Origin of the sequence: Bacteroides gallinaceum (genome assembly GCF_030373775.1) — a bacterium.
In the GTDB taxonomy this organism is placed as follows: domain Bacteria; phylum Bacteroidota; class Bacteroidia; order Bacteroidales; family Bacteroidaceae; genus Phocaeicola; species Phocaeicola excrementipullorum.
This window is the reverse complement of sequence record NZ_JAUDEN010000014.1, coordinates 40,055-57,534: the sequence shown is the minus strand read 5'-3', so window position 1 is coordinate 57,534 and position 17,480 is coordinate 40,055. Positions and strand designations below refer to the sequence as shown.

Annotated in this window: 18 protein-coding genes and 1 riboswitch; of the genes, 8 read left to right on the top strand and 10 right to left on the bottom strand. The window is 50.2% G+C overall.

What is annotated here, in order from left to right; genetic code table 11:
* Nucleotides 1-106 precede the first annotated feature (106 nt).
* The 9 genes from QUW60_RS09055 to map all read right to left on the bottom strand — a co-directional run bounded on the left by QUW60_RS09055 (nt 107) and on the right by map (nt 6,765).
* Nucleotides 107-1,180 carry an HU family DNA-binding protein gene (locus QUW60_RS09055; protein ID WP_289559982.1) on the bottom strand — a complete coding sequence of 358 codons (1,074 nt, stop codon included), beginning with the start codon at nt 1,178-1,180 and terminating at the stop codon, nt 107-109.
* 4 nt (nt 1,181-1,184) lie between these two features.
* Nucleotides 1,185-2,489 (bottom strand): 30S ribosomal protein S12 methylthiotransferase RimO, encoded by a 1,305-nt coding sequence (gene rimO / locus QUW60_RS09050; RefSeq protein ID WP_289559980.1) that lies wholly within the window; start codon nt 2,487-2,489, stop codon nt 1,185-1,187.
* A complete protein-coding gene (gene ftsY / locus QUW60_RS09045) occupies nt 2,486-3,448 on the bottom strand; it encodes a signal recognition particle-docking protein FtsY (RefSeq protein WP_258337408.1) in 963 nt (320 codons plus the stop codon). The genes rimO and ftsY overlap by 4 nt, the downstream gene beginning before the upstream one ends.
* Nucleotides 3,449-3,621: 173 nt before the next feature.
* On the bottom strand, nt 3,622-3,777 hold the full coding sequence (locus tag QUW60_RS09040) for a DUF4295 domain-containing protein (protein WP_258337407.1): 156 nt from the start codon (nt 3,775-3,777) through the stop codon (nt 3,622-3,624).
* Nucleotides 3,778-3,786: 9 nt separating this feature from the next.
* Nucleotides 3,787-3,975 (bottom strand): 50S ribosomal protein L33, encoded by a 189-nt coding sequence (rpmG, locus tag QUW60_RS09035; protein ID WP_005841291.1) that lies wholly within the window; start codon nt 3,973-3,975, stop codon nt 3,787-3,789.
* Between the two features lie 19 nt (nt 3,976-3,994).
* On the bottom strand, nt 3,995-4,255 hold the full coding sequence (rpmB, locus tag QUW60_RS09030; RefSeq protein ID WP_258337406.1) for a 50S ribosomal protein L28: 261 nt from the start codon (nt 4,253-4,255) through the stop codon (nt 3,995-3,997).
* 104 nt (nt 4,256-4,359) lie between these two features.
* Complete coding sequence (locus QUW60_RS09025) at nt 4,360-4,860, bottom strand: CinA family protein (protein ID WP_289559976.1); 501 nt, start codon at nt 4,858-4,860, stop codon at nt 4,360-4,362.
* Between the two features lie 22 nt (nt 4,861-4,882).
* Nucleotides 4,883-5,905, bottom strand: coding sequence for a tRNA (adenosine(37)-N6)-threonylcarbamoyltransferase complex transferase subunit TsaD (tsaD, locus tag QUW60_RS09020; protein ID WP_258337404.1), 1,023 nt, complete (start codon nt 5,903-5,905; stop codon nt 4,883-4,885).
* A gap of 5 nt (nt 5,906-5,910) precedes the next feature.
* Nucleotides 5,911-6,765 carry a type I methionyl aminopeptidase gene (gene map, locus QUW60_RS09015; protein ID WP_258337403.1) on the bottom strand — a complete coding sequence of 285 codons (855 nt, stop codon included), beginning with the start codon at nt 6,763-6,765 and terminating at the stop codon, nt 5,911-5,913.
* Nucleotides 6,766-7,092: 327 nt separating this feature from the next.
* Here map and QUW60_RS09010 point away from each other — a divergent pair, with 327 nt between their 5' ends.
* Nucleotides 7,093-7,311 (top strand): winged helix-turn-helix domain-containing protein, encoded by a 219-nt coding sequence (locus QUW60_RS09010; protein WP_258337514.1) that lies wholly within the window; start codon nt 7,093-7,095, stop codon nt 7,309-7,311.
* A gap of 61 nt (nt 7,312-7,372) precedes the next feature.
* Here the strand turns inward: QUW60_RS09010 and QUW60_RS09005 are convergent, their stop codons facing one another.
* Nucleotides 7,373-8,044: an MgtC/SapB family protein gene (locus tag QUW60_RS09005; RefSeq protein ID WP_258337402.1), complete on the bottom strand. Its 672-nt coding sequence runs from the start codon at nt 8,042-8,044 to the stop codon at nt 7,373-7,375.
* A gap of 177 nt (nt 8,045-8,221) precedes the next feature.
* Between QUW60_RS09005 and QUW60_RS09000 the strand changes: the two genes are divergently transcribed.
* The 7 genes from QUW60_RS09000 to thiC all read left to right on the top strand — a co-directional run bounded on the left by QUW60_RS09000 (nt 8,222) and on the right by thiC (nt 17,461).
* Nucleotides 8,222-9,451: a hypothetical protein gene (locus QUW60_RS09000; RefSeq protein WP_258337401.1), complete on the top strand. Its 1,230-nt coding sequence runs from the start codon at nt 8,222-8,224 to the stop codon at nt 9,449-9,451.
* 30 nt (nt 9,452-9,481) lie between these two features.
* Nucleotides 9,482-10,069 carry a condensin complex protein MksE gene (locus QUW60_RS08995; RefSeq protein WP_258337400.1) on the top strand — a complete coding sequence of 196 codons (588 nt, stop codon included), beginning with the start codon at nt 9,482-9,484 and terminating at the stop codon, nt 10,067-10,069.
* Entirely contained in the window at nt 10,053-13,715 is a 3,663-nt protein-coding gene (locus QUW60_RS08990; RefSeq protein WP_289559972.1) for an ATP-binding protein, read from the top strand. The genes QUW60_RS08995 and QUW60_RS08990 overlap by 17 nt, the downstream gene beginning before the upstream one ends.
* 220 nt (nt 13,716-13,935) lie before the next feature.
* Nucleotides 13,936-14,031, top strand: a riboswitch (TPP riboswitch).
* A 62-nt stretch (nt 14,032-14,093) separates the two neighbouring features.
* Nucleotides 14,094-14,294 (top strand): sulfur carrier protein ThiS, encoded by a 201-nt coding sequence (thiS, locus tag QUW60_RS08985; RefSeq protein WP_258337398.1) that lies wholly within the window; start codon nt 14,094-14,096, stop codon nt 14,292-14,294.
* 3 nt (nt 14,295-14,297) lie between these two features.
* On the top strand, nt 14,298-14,927 hold the full coding sequence (locus tag QUW60_RS08980) for a thiamine phosphate synthase (protein WP_258337397.1): 630 nt from the start codon (nt 14,298-14,300) through the stop codon (nt 14,925-14,927).
* Nucleotides 14,928-14,961: 34 nt separating this feature from the next.
* Nucleotides 14,962-15,738, top strand: a complete 777-nt coding sequence (locus tag QUW60_RS08975; protein ID WP_289559969.1) for a thiazole synthase — start codon at nt 14,962-14,964, stop codon at nt 15,736-15,738.
* A 25-nt stretch (nt 15,739-15,763) separates the two neighbouring features.
* On the top strand, nt 15,764-17,461 hold the full coding sequence (gene thiC, locus QUW60_RS08970; RefSeq protein ID WP_289559967.1) for a phosphomethylpyrimidine synthase ThiC: 1,698 nt from the start codon (nt 15,764-15,766) through the stop codon (nt 17,459-17,461).
* Nucleotides 17,462-17,480 lie beyond the last annotated feature (19 nt).

Here is a 17,480-nt window from a genome sequence, read left to right as displayed (position 1 = left end):
ACGGCACAAGGCTTTTAAGCCTTATTGAACTAAAGAAAATTAAAATTGACAAGATTCATCCCTTTCTGTCCGCACGAAATACGGAACAGAAACGGCTGCTTTGAGATTAGTTTGCAGGAATCAGTCGGGGAATCCGGACGACTGTACCTACGGGCACATTGTCTGGATCGGGAATGTTTTTTCTGTTATATCTTGCAATATAAGGCCACAGCTTGCGGTTTCCGTAGAAACGCTGAGCCACTTTTGCTAGTGATTCTCCCCTGCGCATGACGTATTCTGCGAGCGTTTCTTTCATCTCATATTTTACGGTGTCAGACAACGGCTTGTTTTCTTTTGCCGGTATAGCGGCCTGCTCAGGTGCCGGCTGCTCCGAGGCGCTTTCCGGAACATACTCTAACGCCAGGGTGTCGCTGCTTGCGCTTTCATCCATTCCCGTTTCCTGGCCTTCAATGTATCTTATGACAGATTCCGGAATATACCTTCTTCCCGACACCAAAGCCCATACGATACTTCCTCCCAGCAGCACGCCGGCCAGCAATATGACAGCCAGCATACACCAGGGGATGCGAGGCTGTTTTTCCTGTTTTGGCTTTTCGGCTGCATCCGCTTCCGGAGCTGTTTCAGAAACAGGAGTTTCTTCCGGCTCACCCTTCTCGCGCACCGGTTCGTCCATATCGTCAAAATGTACCCCTTCTTTTAGTTCCACCGATTCAAATTGGGAAAAAGGCCTGTTGATTAAACTGCGCAATGAATCATCCGGAACAAAAGAAACGTCAGAATCGATAAGTTTAAATGTGCCCAGTCCCTTGATTTTTACATACTTGTCCTGAATAAGTGCATTTTTGACGGCTGCAAAAAAAGTGCCGGCGAATGCATCGCTTCCATTCTGCGGCATCAAGCAATGCATTTCGGCAGGAGCAGCGCCTGACTGAAACTCAGACTTAAAGACAAGGTTCAAGCTCGGAGGAACCAGATAGCGTTTGCCTGTGACGGGATCAACCGTAATGTGTTCAAGCGTTTTTTCCACTTCAAACAAGCCGAGCCCTTCCACAGCCACGGTTTTTCCTTCCTGCAAATCCATCGTCATTGCATCTATCAGAGAAGCCACCGAATGTGAAGCTTCCTCTTCCGTATATCCCAAATGCCGGGACAGCTCGCCTATCAGTTCTCCGTTGTTCATACCCTTATTCAACTAGCGTGGCATACAGATCGAAATCGTCCGCATCCACGATCTTGGCCATATGGAATGATCCTGTGTGCAGCAGATGGCCATCGGCTGCCTTTATCAGGACTTCCGGATCCACTTCCGGCGAATCAAACTCTGTCCGTCCGATATAGTATTCTCCCTCCTTGCGGTCTATGATAACCTTGAATGTCTTTCCTATTTTCGCATGGCTCAGTTCGCCTGATATTTCCTGCTGAATAGCCATCAGTTCGTCCAGACGTTGCTGTTTCACTTCCTGAGGAATTTCGTCTTTGTAGTGTCTGGCCGAATAAGTGCCTTCTTCTTCCGAATAGGCAAACGCACCCATACGGTCAAACCGCACCTTCCGCACAAAGTCCTTCAATTCATCAAAGTCCTGTTCGGTTTCTCCGGGATACCCCACCATCAGTGTAGTACGCAGGTGAATGCCCGGCACTTCTTTCCTGAACCGCTCAATCAGCGCGTAAGTTTCGGCTTTGGTCACATGCCTCCTCATTTTCGACAGCATATTGTCACTGATATGCTGGAGCGCGATATCCATGTATTTGCATACGTTGTCGTTCTCCCTCATCACCCTGAATAAGTCTTCGGGGAAATGAGCCGGATAAGCATAGTGCAGGCGGATCCATTTCACGCCCGGAATCTGCGCCATGCGTTCGATCAGCTCCGGAAGCATCTGCTTTTTGTAGAGATCGACTCCATAATAGGTCAGTTCCTGCGCAATGACCTGAAACTCTTTTACTCCCTCTGAAACCAAAAGCTTGACTTCCTCGAGAATTTCTTCCATCGGCCTTGAAACATGATGTCCGGTTATGATAGGAATGGCACAATAGGAACACTTCCGGTCACAGCCTTCCGATATTTTCAGATAGGCGTAGTGTTTCGGTGTAGTCAGATGCCGTTCAACCGCAAGTTCCGGACGGAAAGCCTTACCCAGATCACTGATCAGCTCATTCCAGTTGAACTTCCCGTAAAACTTGTCTACTTGGGGGATTTCCATCTGAAGATCTTTCAAATAGCGTTCCGAAAGACAGCCCATCACATACAGCTTCCGCAGCCTGCCTTCCTCTTTTGCCTGGCAGAACTCCAGAATCATGTTGACAGATTCTTCCTTTGCGTCACCGATGAACCCGCAAGTGTTGATTACGGCAATCTCCCCTTGCGGACGCTCACTGTCGTGAGTCACCTTATATCCGTTTGCTTCGAGCTGCTTCATCAGCTTCTCCGAATCCACCAGATTCTTTGAGCAGCCCAAAGTGATGATGTCAATTGTGTTTTTTCTCATTTTTCCGTTGTTCCAAATAATGAATCCACGAACTCACGGCGCCGGAAAATCTGCAAGTCTTCTATTCCCTCGCCCAGTCCGATGTATTTTACCGGAATCTTGAACTGGTCGGAAATGCCGATAACGACACCTCCCTTAGCTGTTCCGTCTAGTTTAGTAATAGCCATTGCGTTTACCTCTGTGGCCAGCGTGAACTGCTTGGCCTGTTCAAAGGCGTTTTGTCCTGTCGAACCGTCGAGCACAAGCAGCACTTCGTGCGGAGCGTCGGGAACAACCTTCCGCATTACATTTTTGATCTTGGTCAGCTCGTTCATCAGTCCCACTTTGTTGTGCAGGCGTCCAGCCGTATCAATGATAACCACATCCGCGTTGTTGGCGGCGGCAGAACTGAGCGTGTCGAAAGCCACGGAAGCCGGATCAGCTCCCATTTTCTGTTTGATGACGGGCACTCCCACACGTTCTCCCCAAATCATGAGCTGTTCTACAGCCGCGGCACGGAATGTGTCGGCTGCTCCCAGATAAACCGACTTTCCGGCTTTCTTGAACTGGTAAGCCAGCTTTCCGATGGTGGTGGTCTTTCCCACCCCGTTGACTCCGACAACCATAATTACGTATGGCTTTTTGCCGGCAGGAACGCTGAAATCGTCCGCGTCTACCGTATTGTTTTCCGTAAGCAGCGCTGCAATTTCCTCCCGAAGGATATTGTTGAGTTCCTGCGTATTCACATACTTGTCCTTCGCCGCCCTCGCTTCGATGCGTTTGATAATCTTCAGCGTGGTTTCCACCCCGACATCAGAGGTTATCAGCACCTCCTCCAGATTATCCAGCACCTCATCGTCTACTTTTGACTTTCCGGCTACGGCACGGGCTATTTTTCCGAATACACTTTCTTTTGTCTTAGACAAACCTTTGTCTAACGTTTCCTTCTTTTCCTTGGAGAAAAAACTAAAAAATCCCATACAGTTGTCTTTTTATATTAGCGATACAGCATGTATCATACCGCAAAGATAAGCAAAATACACATATTTTAGAACAAATCGGCACAAAATTAAGATTATGCCCTGAGAATTAAAAAAAGGCATGCCCTGCTGGGGACATGCCTTTTTCATCTCGGCGTATGTTTGCCTGATAATTATTTCTTCAAGAATTCCTGTACTTTTTCGTTAGGAACCATCTGTTCATCAAAAATATAAGCGCCTGTTTTCGGAGACTTAACCATTTTGATAACCTTCGTATAAGAACGACCTTCCTTTCCGGTCTGGAGGGTTGCGACTGTTTTCTTTGCCATAGTCTCTTATTATTTAATTTCTTTATGAACTGTTACTCTTTTCAAAATAGGATTGTACTTTTTCAGTTCCAATCTTTCAGTGGTATTTTTTCTATTCTTAGTTGTGATGTAACGAGAAGTGCCCGGCATACCACTATCCTTCATTTCGGTGCATTCAAGGATTACCTGTACTCTATTACCTTTAGCTTTCTTTGCCATAGTCTTTCTCTTCTTTTAATTAACCAATAACTTTGATGTCTTTCCAATTGCAGAAACCTTTGGCAACCGCATCGTTCAGCGCAGCGTCAAGGCCCTTCTTGTTGATAATACGCAAGCCGTTAGCACTTAATTTCAAGCTAATCCAGCAATCTTGTTCTACATAGTAGAATTTCTTTGTAAACAAGTTCACATTGAACATTCTTTTTGTTCTTCTTTTTGAATGTGAAACATTGTTGCCTACAGAGGCTTTTTTTCCGGTAATTTGACAAATTTTCGACATTTCTATCTAGTTTTTATAGTTTTATTTCATGGTTCCTTAAAACGGAGTGCAAAGTAAGCCATTTAAATTGACATACACAAGTATTTTGCAAACAAAATACACTTTTACTCCTCATTTTCTTGCTTTTGACACAATTCGAGCAACAACTGCAGGGTTTTTGCCGTTGCAGCCTGTATGTTTTTGTCACGTCCTTCATCGTCTGTGAGCTTGGCGGTCAACACCTTTTCTTTGTTTCCGGCGGCCACCCAAATTGTCCCCACGGGTTTGTCGGGCGTTCCCCCTCCCGGGCCGGCGACACCCGAAGTGGCTACGGCATAATCCGTATGAAGCACTTCCATCGCTCCGTTTACCATTTCGACTACAGTTTCTTCGCTCACGGCTCCTTTTGCTTCGAGCGTTTCTTTCTTCACGTGCAGAAGCTCTTCTTTCACTTCGTTGGCGTAAGCCACCACCCCGCCTTTATAGAAACGAGAACTTCCCGGAACCGCTGTAATGATGGCGGCCACATTGCCGGCCGTACAGCTCTCGGCTGTAGACAGCGTGAACCCTTCTTTCCAGAAGTATTCACTGATCAACTTGCTTAATGTTTTGGTTTCTACTGACATAAACGTATGTTCTAAATAAGTTTTACTTTATTGTCACCCGCGAGTATGCAGGTGCGTCTATCGGGCAAAATTCCTTGTCCTGATACTTGAAATAGCCGGTTATGGCAATCATTGCCGCATTGTCGGTGGTATATCCGAACTTCGGGATGAAAATGTTCCAGCCATATTTTTCGGCATGGGTACGGAACGCGTTGCGCAGCCCGTTGTTGGCCGACACTCCTCCTGCCACGGCCACCTCCTTGATACCCGTGTCTTTCACAACTTTGCGGAGCTTGTCCATAAGAATGTCGACAATGGTCTTTTCCAGCGATGCGGCAAGGTCGGTCTTGTGATGTTCCACAAAGTCGGGATCTTCTTTCACCCATTCACGCAGCGAATAAAGAAACGAGGTTTTCAGGCCGCTGAAGCTATAGTCATACCCCGGTATGTGCGGTTTGCTGAATGCAAACGCTTCCGGATTTCCCTGGCGCGCCAGTCTGTCGATAATCGGCCCGCCGGGATAGCCAAGCCCCATCACCTTCGAGCATTTGTCGATTGCTTCTCCTGCTGCGTCGTCGATGGTCTGGCCGAGCACCTGCATGTCGTTGTACGCATTCACGCGGATGATTTGCGAGTTGCCCCCCGACACGAGCAGGCAGATGAAAGGAAATTCCGGCTGATGAGGTTCTTCGTCCTTTTCCTTTATGAAATGTGCCAGGACATGCCCTTGCAAGTGGTTGACTTCGATCATCGGAATACCCAATGCCCGCGAAAATCCTTTGGCGAACGAAACGCCGACGAGCAGAGAGCCCATCAGTCCGGGACCTCTGGTAAATGCTACGGCGCTGAGTTCTTCCTTTGCCACTCCTGCACGCTTCAGCGCCTCGTGCACAACCGGCACGATGTTCTGCTGGTGCGCGCGCGAAGCAAGTTCGGGCACTACGCCCCCATATGATTCATGCACCGCCTGGCTGGCTATGACGCTCGACAGCAATACGCCGTCTTTGATGACTGCAGCCGAAGTGTCGTCGCACGATGATTCTATACCTAATATTATAATGCTCATTGTTTTTAATATGTCAAGATTTCAACACCATTTTCCGTCATCACAAAAGTATGTTCCCATTGCGCGGAAGGCAGTTCGTCTTCCGTCACCACAGTCCAGCCGTCTTCTTCATCAATGAACACCTCCCACGTGCCCATGTTGATCATCGGCTCGATCGTGAACACCATGCCTGGAACAAGCAGCATGCCGGTACCTTTCTTCCCGTAGTGCTCAACGTCTGGTTCTTCGTGAAACTCAAGTCCGACCCCATGTCCGCACAGGTCGCGCACCACTGAAAATCCGTTTTTCTTCGCATGCTTTTCAATCGCATGCCCCAAATCGCCGACAAACGAGAAAGGCTTGGCAGCCTCCATCCCTATTTCCAGGCATTCCTTAGCCACCCTTACCAGCTTTTCTTTCTCGGGAGTTGTTTTTCCGATAATGAACATGCGCGAAGCATCGGCATAATACCCGTCAAGAATCGTCGTGCAGTCAACATTGATGATGTCGCCTTCCTCCAGAATCTCCTCGTCGTTCGGTATTCCGTGGCACACCACTTCGTTGATTGAAGTGCAGCAGCTCTTCGGAAAGCCTTCGTAGCCCAGACATGCCGGAATGGCTCCGTGGCTCACCGTATAATCGTACACGAGCTTGTCAATCTCAGCCGTGCTCATTCCTGCGTGTATTTCTTTCTCTACCAGATCAAGAACGGCCGTGTTTATCACGCCGCTTCTCCGTATGCCCTCAATCTGTTCGGGCGTCTTGATCAACTCACGCGACGGCACAAGGTGTCCTTTATTCTGAAACGACAGCACTTTCTTGTCAAGTTCGGTGAGCTCGGCTCCTTTGGGAACCCTCCAGTTTATCTTGCTTTTTCTCATACATTTCTATCAAATGGTCATGCAAAGTTATAAGAAAAAAATGGAATAAAAGCCTAATCTCATGCAAAAACGAGGCGACCCGGCCAAAAATCCGGCGGATAATGAATACACAAAGGGATGAAGGCTCACTTTCAGGATTCCATGTTGCAGACATGTTTCGGCAACGACGCGGGATTAGTCTATTTCAAACATATAATGTCCCAAATGTATGATATGGCAAATTCTATTTCTAAATAATTATTTAAATTCTTGCAATAATGGAAAATTGTTTTTATTTTCGCTATGTCAATAACAAATTACAACAAACTACAAAATTTTCAATCTATGATGAACAAGAATCAAATCGGAGAAAATGCAGGCATTGTATGGAAGCTCCTTTCCGACAATGCACATTGGGACTATGAGAAGCTGAAGGATGCTTCCGGATTATCCGACAGAGACTTGAATGCCGCCATCGGCTGGCTTGCACGCGAAGACAAAATAGACTTCGACATTGACAACGGTCACGACAGACTATTCCTTCACGTAAATGTCTATATCGGCTAAATAAAAAGGGTATGCCGGCCGAGGGGAAGGGCTTCGGGCATACCCTTTTCTTTTTGTTGTTTCAGATGATTTTCTTCACCGTGACTCCGGGGAAGTCATGGAGGAGAAGGAGCAGCAGCCCTTCTTCATCCAGTTGCTTGGCTTTTATGACAAGCGTTACGCTATACTTCATCTTTCCGTTTTCCACCACTTTTTCCATTTCATACGATGAGATGCGGAAGTTCTTTCTGCTGAAGTCAGACGACACCTGCTTTACCACATCTTCATTGTCTGCAATGAATTCCACGATCATGTTGCGCATGCCGAGGCTCTTGAAACACCTGCTCAGCACTTCCAGACCAATCAACGCGAGCACGGTGGCCGCCACTCCGATTCCATACATGCCGGCTCCGATCGCAAGGCCGATGCCTGCCGTGGCCCATATGCCCGCCGCCGTGGTCAGTCCCCTGACGATCTGTTTCTGAAGCAGTATGATCGTTCCTGCCCCGATAAAGCCGATTCCGCTCACCACTTGCGCGGCGATGCGGCTCGGATCCAGGCGCACCAGATCCTTTTCGAGCACGTCGGCAAATCCGTACTGCGAAACGATCATCATCAGCGCACTTCCCAAGGCCACCAGAAAGTGCGTGCGGTAGCCCGCTTCCTTGGCGCGGTACTCACGTTCAAGTCCGATCAAAACTCCCATTACTCCTGCCACAAACAGGCGGAGGATAAAGTCTGCATAAACGTTCATAAGTCTATCTTATTTGAGTTGTTTCGAAAGATACGAAAAAAAATGCAGAATCCATCCGTGTCTGCCGGTAAAAATGAGTGCCGACTGAAAGCCGAAGTCATTCGGCATCCTGCGCCCGGAGGTGGATAATCTCAAAAAGTTTTTATAACTTTGCCCCACTTTTCCAAAAACTGAACAATGTACATATTCCGATCCATACACGAAATAATCAATACCGTCGCCGCATCCAGGACGCTGCTTACCGAAATGTTCGAGAAACGGAAAACCTTATCTTTCCGCTATTCCGATGCGCTGGCACTCCTGAAAGACGACGAAAACCGGCTGAAGCTGCTTCTTGAAAAAGAAGTGATACGGCAGAACGGAAACTTCGTGGAACTGGACGCACGGTTCATGGACTTTTTTGAATTGCTGCTAGAAGCGAACGAGGAAATCAATACGGCGGTTATCGACGAGAACATCGAATACCTGCACGAGCTGATGGACTATTACGCCAAGGAGCGGATTCCTTCCCGGAAGGAAAGCTACGTGCGGAATATCAAGATAACGTTCCGGAAAATCGCACGCACCACAATCCGGAACATCATGAACCTGCAGACCAGCATAGACCACGCGTTCAAACACGAGCCCACATACCAGATAAAAATCGCAAAGCTGGAAAACCTCGACAAGAAGCGGATCAACATACAGCGGCTCATCGACACGACCGAAAACCTGATCCTGCACGACGAAAGGAAATTCTTTCAGGAGGCCACGGACGAGGAGCTGAAACGCATCCTGCTCGAACTGAGAAGCGAACTGCAGCTTTCGGCTCACAGCCTGATACGGGCGCAGCAGGACATCATCAACTACCTCAACCAGATAAAGAGCCAGGTGATTCTGGTAGAAAAGATCAGAAAGGTGAAATACCTGCACGACACGTTCGAACTTCGCGCCAAAAGCAACCTTACAGAGGTGGTGGAACGGGAACATTCGGTGCTGCTGGAAGGCAATCCGCCGTCTTCGTTCAAGCTCTCGCTCGGATATTTGAGCGGCGACGAGGCACGCCCGGTGATTCTGAAGGTGCTGAAGAATCTGCAATACCGTGAAACCGCACGCAGCAACGAAGCGGGAGCTTTCAGCGAAGAAGATATGGAGGCCGCCGCCGTCTATCAGGAAGCCATCGATCTCGATGAAACGGCAGGCTGTTATATCCAGGCGCAAGCACAGGCTTTATGGAATCATCCGGAGAAAGATCCCGAAGATTTGTTCTCTTTCCTCATGCGTTATTCTTTTCCGCGTGAAGTGGACGACCGGGAACGCACGACGCTGTTCTGCCAGATCGTTTCGCTCTACGAAAACCAGTTGCGCATTACCGACCGGTACGGCGTGTACAAAGAATACGAATATGCCAAAGTATATCCGGCATAATCTTTATATCGACTTATTCAAACAACATCAATGGAACTGAACATTAGAATTCCCGACCATACATCCGCCATTTTCGACTACCTGCAAAAAGGGCAGTTTGTCTGCTCGAACAGTTGCAGCGAGTCGGTCCGCGACATGTATGACATGATTGACGACGATTACGACGCGCTTTCGCTGTTCTTCTCTCAGATAGGCTATACGCTGGAGCGAGGAAACGAATACTTTTATTTCTCACGCACGGAGCCGAGGGCTACGCTCGAACAGAAAATCCTGAGGGCTTACTATTGGATTGATGTGCTCGACCTTTTCAAGACCTATGATGAAACGTTCGGCGCGGGGTTCCGCTTCCAGCCCGAACAGATTCTGGTGGAGGCAAACATCAACGCCACGCTGCAGAACAAGCTCGACGGCATGAGAAAGCATTTCTCTGACAGAGATGTGCGGAAGGAGGTGCTCGACAACATAATCCGCCTGCTTGTCAAGGAATCGTTCATCGAACTGGAAAACGAGAAGAACAACACCTACAAGGTGCTGAGCTCGTGGCATTACCTGGAGCGACTGATAGAAAGCATTCAAATTTATGATGACACAGAAGAAGACAATGAGAAACCTGAATAGAATCATATTTATAAACAGTGCAAACATACCGTATGCCGACGATATCTATCTGGACGGCAACGTGCATTTCATCGGAACGCAGGGCGTGGGCAAGAGTACAGTTCTGCGGGCCATCCTTTTTTTCTATAACGCCGACACACAGAAGCTGGGAATCCCGGTGGAGAAGCAGAGCTATACGGAATACTATTTCCCTTATTCAAACTCGTATATCGTGTATGAGGTGGCCACAGAGCATGGCTTCTTCTGCATTCTCAGCTTCAAGTCAATGGGAAGGGTCTGCTACCGCTTCATCGACTCTCCGTACCGCAAGGAGTTCTTTATCGATGAGAACCGGACGGCATACAGCGGAACCGACCGTATCCGTGCCGCCCTCGATCAGGCTGAAGTGGACTATTCGCGCATCATCTACACGTACGATGAATACAGGAACATTCTGTACGGAAACGGAAGCGACCCCGAAATGGACCGTTATGCGCTGATGGAAAGCAGGCAGTATCAGAATATTCCCCGCACCATACAGAATGTGTTTCTCAACTCCAAGCTGGATGCGGAGTTCATCAAGAAGACCATCATTTCTTCGATTAACGAAGACGAAACGGCCATCGACCTGAACACGTACAAGGAGCATCTGAAGAATTTTGAAACGCGGCTGCATGATGTGGAAGAATTCCAGAAACGCGAAACGCAGAAACTGGTGAAAGAAATCACTTCTCTTTCACGTCAGGTGTCGCGCCAGCAAGCTGCCCTGGCACAAGGATGCCGCGAACTTGCCGCAGCTCACCGCAATGCGGTGGAGGCACTGCCGCAATGGACGGAAAAGAAGCGGAAGGCCGAAACCGAACGGAACGGATTCATCGCACGCCGGACAATGCTCCAGGAACAGTCGCGCCAGCGTTGCGACAAGATGCAGGAAGAACTTGCCGTGCTGAACAACGAATTGCAGAAGGCGGTGAAAAAGGAGGAAGAATACGCAGTCCAGCAGATCGGATCGGTCATCGAACGTTCGGCAAGAAAGGATGAATGGAAAAACCGGAGGCAGGGACTCACCGAAGAACAGCGCATACTGACTTCGCATTATACGGAAATATCAACCAAATACAAGTCGCTCGTTCAAAACCTCGACCAGCAGTGGAACAAGATTCACGAGGCGAAAATCAGGCAGATCGAAGAATTGAACAACGACAGCAACAGGCGGATCGAAGAGGCACGCCGCCAATATGAGGCGGATACGGAAGCGGTATACCAGAAATTCGAGGAGCTTTCGCTCCAGCTGCATCCCGAAAAGAGCGCCGGACAGAATGAACTGACTGCCCTGAACTATCAGATGGAATTGTGCAGGAAGGAACGCTACTTCGAAAAAGAGCAGGAAGAGCTGAAACACCGCATCCAGTCGTACACGGGGCTTCATGCGAGCAAGCGCAACCGCATTGAAAATTCTCAGCTGGTCATCAAGGAGCTTACCTTGCAGTGGGAAGAGGAGCTGCAGAAAGGGCTGAAGGAGAAAGACGAGGAGATGATGCGCCTCCAGGCCGAGCAGCATAGCCTGCGCCCGAGAGTGGACGAGCTTGAGGTGTTTCTGAGGAACAGCAAACGCACGCTGCAGGGATGGCTCAAGGAGCATAAGAAAGGATGGGAGGACAACATCGGGAAACTTTGCGACGAATCCATCCTCTGGCAGACTGATCTGGCTCCGCAACTGGCGGCAGACGGCGGGAACTCATTCTACGGCATCAATCTCGCGCTTGACGCTGTAGACAGGCACATCAAGTCGATCAACGATTATCAGGCGGAAAAAGAAGCGGGCGAATGCAGGCTTAAGGAAATAGCTTCTGCCGTCGGTCGCCTGCAAGAGGAAAAAGAAATGCTGGCCGACCAGTTGAAGGCTAAGTACCAGCCCAGAATCAAGGAACAGAAAGACATCATCAGCCTTCAGGAATATGAGATTGAGAAACTGGAACAGCAGTACCAGCAGGATATGCTTGACCTGGAGGAATGGAAGAAAAAGGCAGAGGCCGAATGCGGAAAGAAACTGGAGGCTCTGCAGCAGAAAAAGACGGGACTGGCGGCAGAATTGAAGCGGATCGACGAAAAGCTGGGAGGACTGAACGAAGAAAAGAGCAGGGAGCTTAACCGGCTGAAGCAGGAATGGAACGCGCTTCAGCAGCGCATCGCCGGTGAAAAGCAGCGGCTCGCGGAGTCGGTCAAAAAGGAGGACGAAGATGAAAAGAGGCGCATCAGCGCGGAGAAGGCGGAATACGAGTCGCAAATGAAGCAGGAACTCCATTCGCAGGGGGCTGATACGGAACGCCTCCAGCAGATAGCGGGGCAGCTGCAGGACATCGACCGGGAACTGCTTTTCATCAAAGACCATGCCGCGCTCATCATCGAGTACCGGAAAGACAAGCGCGACCTGATCGACAACATTCCGGAATGGAAGCGCAGGCGGGACGCGCAGAAGCAGGAGCTTCACCTGGAGAAAGAAAATCTGAAAAAGGAAACGGCATCGCTTCAGGAAGATATAGACCGGCTGGACAAAGAGGCGCAAGCGGCCGAACAGGAAGAGGCGCGTCTGCTTGCCGACCAGGAGGCTTTCGGCAAGATCCCCGCATACGACTGGTTCAAGGCGCATCAGGATATTTTCAGCGAAGACAGCCGTTATCCGGGAAGCACGGCCGTACCCCAGAAGTCATGCACAGAGCTGATCGCCGAACTGAACCGCGCAGACAACCAGTATCTTGTGCTGCAGAACCGTTTGCGCAAGGAGGTGAATCTCTTTACCGGACATTTTGACGAAGACAATACGTTCAAGTTCCAGACCAAATTTACCGACGACTGGGAATATGTGCGCTTTGCCGACGAGCTTTATGATTTTGTGGAAGAGAACAAGATCAGCGAGTTCGTGCGGCGCATCAACAACGAACACTCGGACATCTTCAAGCGGATCAGCATGGACGCTTCGATGCTCACAGCTTCGGAAGATGACATCCAGCATCTGATCGGCATGGTGAACAAGGGTTTCCAGACCTGCAACTTTGTAGGTGTCATCCAGTGCATCGAGATGAAAGTGGAAGAAAGCAGCAACCGAGTTGTGAACAGCCTCAGGGCGATCCACAAATACTATTCGGAGCATGCCTACGACCTGATCCCCGGCACCAACCTGTTTTCGTCCGAGAACGAACAGCTGGTGAAGCAGGAAGCCATCGCCCTGCTCCGCGATTTCATCAAAGAGATCCATGCCTGCCGGTATGATTCCGTCCGCCTGTATGATTCGTTTGAGCTGCGTTTCCGCATCATCGAGAACGACAATGACACAGGGTTTGTAGAGAAACTGTCGAATGTGGGATCGGAAGGAACGGACATTCTGGTGAAGGCAATGATCAACATCATGCTCCTGAACGTGTTCAAGGAAAGCGCATCGAGAAAGTTCAAGGACTTCAAGCTGCACTGCATGATGGATGAAATCGGGAAACTGCATCCGAACAACGTGAACGGTATCCTGAGATTTGCCAACGACCGGAACATCATCCTCATCAACGGTTCGCCTACCGAACTGAACAGGGATGCCTACAAGCACGTGTATCTGCTCACCAAGGGCGCGCAGAGCAAGACACGCATCGTACGCCTGATCTCCGACCAGAAATTGTAGTTGTCCGGAAAGGCCCGCGGATTTGCGGAAACCGGGGCAAAAGACGCAGCTTTTCCGAAAACAGTCTTTATCTCCAGTCTGGAGATATGTATCTTCAAGCTGGAGATGCATGTCTTTAGGCTGGAGATTTGCATATCCAAGCTGGAGATAAAGATTCCCTGAAAAATTATTTTCTTCTCCAAAAGCCTGCATTCTTATTTTTATTCTTATATTTGCAGACGACAAAACAAAGGGGTGCCCTACCGGACGGGCTGAGATCATACCCTACGAACCTGATGCGGTTAGTACCGACGAAGGGATTGTTCGCTAAAGTTTCTTTTCTGATTTTCCCGTCCTTCTGCGCCTCTTTGCAGTTTTCATCCTTAAACCCAACTGATTATGAAAGTATTGGTAAATAACAAAGAAACGGAACTGGCGGAAGGAAGCACCGTTGCCGACCTGGCCCGCCAGCTGGAACTGCCGGCTCAAGGAGTGGCAATCGCACTGCACAACCGCATGGTGCCGCGCACGCAGTGGGAAGAACAGACATTGCAGCCGGGCGACAGCCTGGTGATCATCAAAGCTGCATGCGGAGGGTAGAAAATGGAACTTCAGTTCATTACACATTTCACCGCCAAGTATTCTTATTCTGACTCGGCACGCATTGCCCTCGAAGGAGGGTGCCGGTGGATTCAGCTGCGCATGAAAGACGCGGATGTGGAAGAAATCGAAAAAGAAGCGCTGCGCATCCAGCCGCTCTGCAGGGAATATGGCGCGACATTCATCCTTGACGACCAGGTGGAACTGGCGAAAAAGATACATGCCGACGGCGTGCATTTAGGAAAGCATGACATGCCGGTTGCCGAAGCGCGCAGGATGCTCGGAAAAGGCTACATCATCGGAGGAACGGCAAACACGTTTGAGGACGTGAAGGCGCACGCTGAAGCCGGAGCCGACTACATCGGATGCGGACCGTTCCGCTTTACCACAACCAAGAAGCAGCTCAGCCCGATTCTCGGACTGGACGGATACCGCGAAATCATTGCGCGCATGAAAGAGGAGGGAATCTCCCTGCCTGTCGTCGCCATCGGAGGAATCACCTATGATGACATCCCGGCTGTCATGCAGACCGGCGTGTCGGGCATTGCCCTGAGCGGCTCCATCCTGCGCGCGGAAGATCCTGTGGCCGAAACGCGCAGAATTGTTTCGCTTGTCAGCCAGACAGCAATCTGAACAAACAACAACAAAACATAAACAGATAACCGAAATGAAAAATTTAGTCATTGCCGGCAAGGAATTCGGCTCACGCCTGTTCCTTGGAACCGGAAAATTCAACTCCAATGAAGTGATGGAAAAATCCATCCTGGCTTCGGGAACAGAAATGGTTACCGTGGCCATGAAACGTATCGAACTTGACAACAAAGACGATGACATGCTGAAGCATATCGTACATCCGCATATCCAGCTGCTGCCCAACACATCGGGCGTGCGCACTGCTGAGGAAGCTGTATTCGCCGCCCAGATGGCACGCGAGGCGTTCGGCACCAACTGGCTGAAGCTGGAGATTCATCCCGATCCGCGCTACCTGCTGCCGGATTCGACCGAAACGCTGAAGGCTACCGAAGAATTGGTGAAGCTGGGCTTCGTTGTGCTCCCCTACTGCCAGGCTGACCCGACTCTGTGCAAACGCCTGGAGGAAGCCGGCGCGGCTACTGTGATGCCGCTGGCCGCACCGATCGGCACAAACAAAGGACTGCAGACGCGCGACTTCCTGCGCATCATCATCGAACAGAGCAACGTGCCGGTGGTTGTTGATGCCGGAATCGGCGCTCCGAGCCATGCAGCCGAAGCAATGGAGATGGGCGCGGCGGCCTGCCTCGTAAATACAGCCATAGCTGTGGCCGGAGATCCGGTGGAAATGGCAACAGCCTTCAAGGAAGCAGTCATTGCCGGACGCCGGGCATACGAAGCCGGACTGGGAATCCAGACAGAAAACTTTGAGGCTTCGGCTTCATCTCCACTCACCGCATTCTTAAACGATTAACGATAACCTTCAAAATCTCTCCGATATGGAAAAAGACAACAGAGCCTACGCACATGCAGAGAAAGCCTACATGCAGGGAACAATATTTCCGTTTGTCAAGGTGGGCATGCAGAAAGTGAACCTCACCCCTACCGTTACCGTAGTGGACGGAAAGAAAGTGACAACTCCCAATGCGCCGGTCTATGTGTATGACACGAGCGGACCGTTCAGCGACCCGAACATTGAGGTCGACCTGAAAAAGGGATTGCCCCGCATGCGCGAAGAATGGATCATTTCGCGCGGTGACGTGGAACAGCTGCCTTCCGTCACCTCAGCATACGGCAAAATGCGCCGTGACGACCCGTCGCTGGACCACCTGCGCTTCGAGCATATCGCCCTGCCCTACCGCGCAAAAGCCGGCAAGTGCTGCACGCAAATGTATTATGCGAAACAGGGCATCGTGACTCCGGAAATGGAATACGTGGCCATACGCGAAAACATGAACTGCAAGGAGCTGGGCATCGACACTTATATCACTCCGGAATTCGTGCGCGACGAAATCGCGGCAGGACGTGCGGTGCTGCCTGCCAATATCAACCACCCGGAAAGCGAACCGATGATCATCGGACGGAGCTTCCTCGTGAAAATCAACACAAACATCGGAAATTCTGCCACAACTTCAAGCATCGACGAAGAAGTGGACAAAGCGGTGTGGAGCTGCAAGTGGGGAGGCGATACGCTGATGGATCTTTCTACAGGCGACAACATACACGAAACGCGCGAATGGATTGTGCGCAACTGTCCCGTGCCGGTAGGAACCGTACCTATTTATCAGGCACTGGAGAAGGTGAACGGCAAAGTGGAAGATTTGACTTGGGAGATCTACCGCGACACGCTGATCGAGCAGTGCGAGCAGGGAGTAGACTATTTCACCATTCACGCAGGCATCCGCCGGCATAACGTGCATCTGGCCGACAAGCGTCTTTGCGGCATCGTGTCGCGGGGAGGTTCCATCATGAGCAAATGGTGCCTGATACACGACCGCGAATCGTTCCTCTATGAACACTTTGATGACATTTGCGACATCCTTGCGCAATACGACGTGGCCATTTCTTTGGGCGACGGCTTGCGTCCGGGCTGCATTGCCGACGCGAACGATGAAGCGCAGTTTGCCGAACTCGACACGATGGGCGAACTGGTGGTGCGCGCATGGGAAAAGAACGTGCAGGCGTTTATCGAAGGCCCGGGACATGTGCCTATGCATAAGATCCGCGAAAACATGGAACGCCAGATCTCGCATTGCCACAACGCGCCATTCTATACGCTCGGCCCGCTTGTAACCGACATCGCTCCGGGATATGACCACATCACTTCGGCCATCGGCGCTGCGCAGATCGGATGGCTGGGAACTGCCATGCTGTGCTACGTCACTCCCAAAGAGCACTTGGGACTTCCCAACCGTGAGGATGTGCGCACAGGAGTCATTACCTACAAGATCGCCGCTCACGCCGCCGATCTAGCAAAAGGACACCCCGGCGCACAGATCCGTGACAATGCCTTGAGCAAGGCTCGCTATGAGTTCCGCTGGCGCGACCAGTTCCACCTGAGTCTGGATCCCGAACGGGCATTGGAATATTTCAATGAGGGCCGCCATACCGACGGTGAATACTGCACGATGTGCGGACCGAACTTCTGCGCGATGAAGCTCTCAAGGGATCTTGCTTCAATCAATAACAAACAATAACATTGATAACGGAATGACC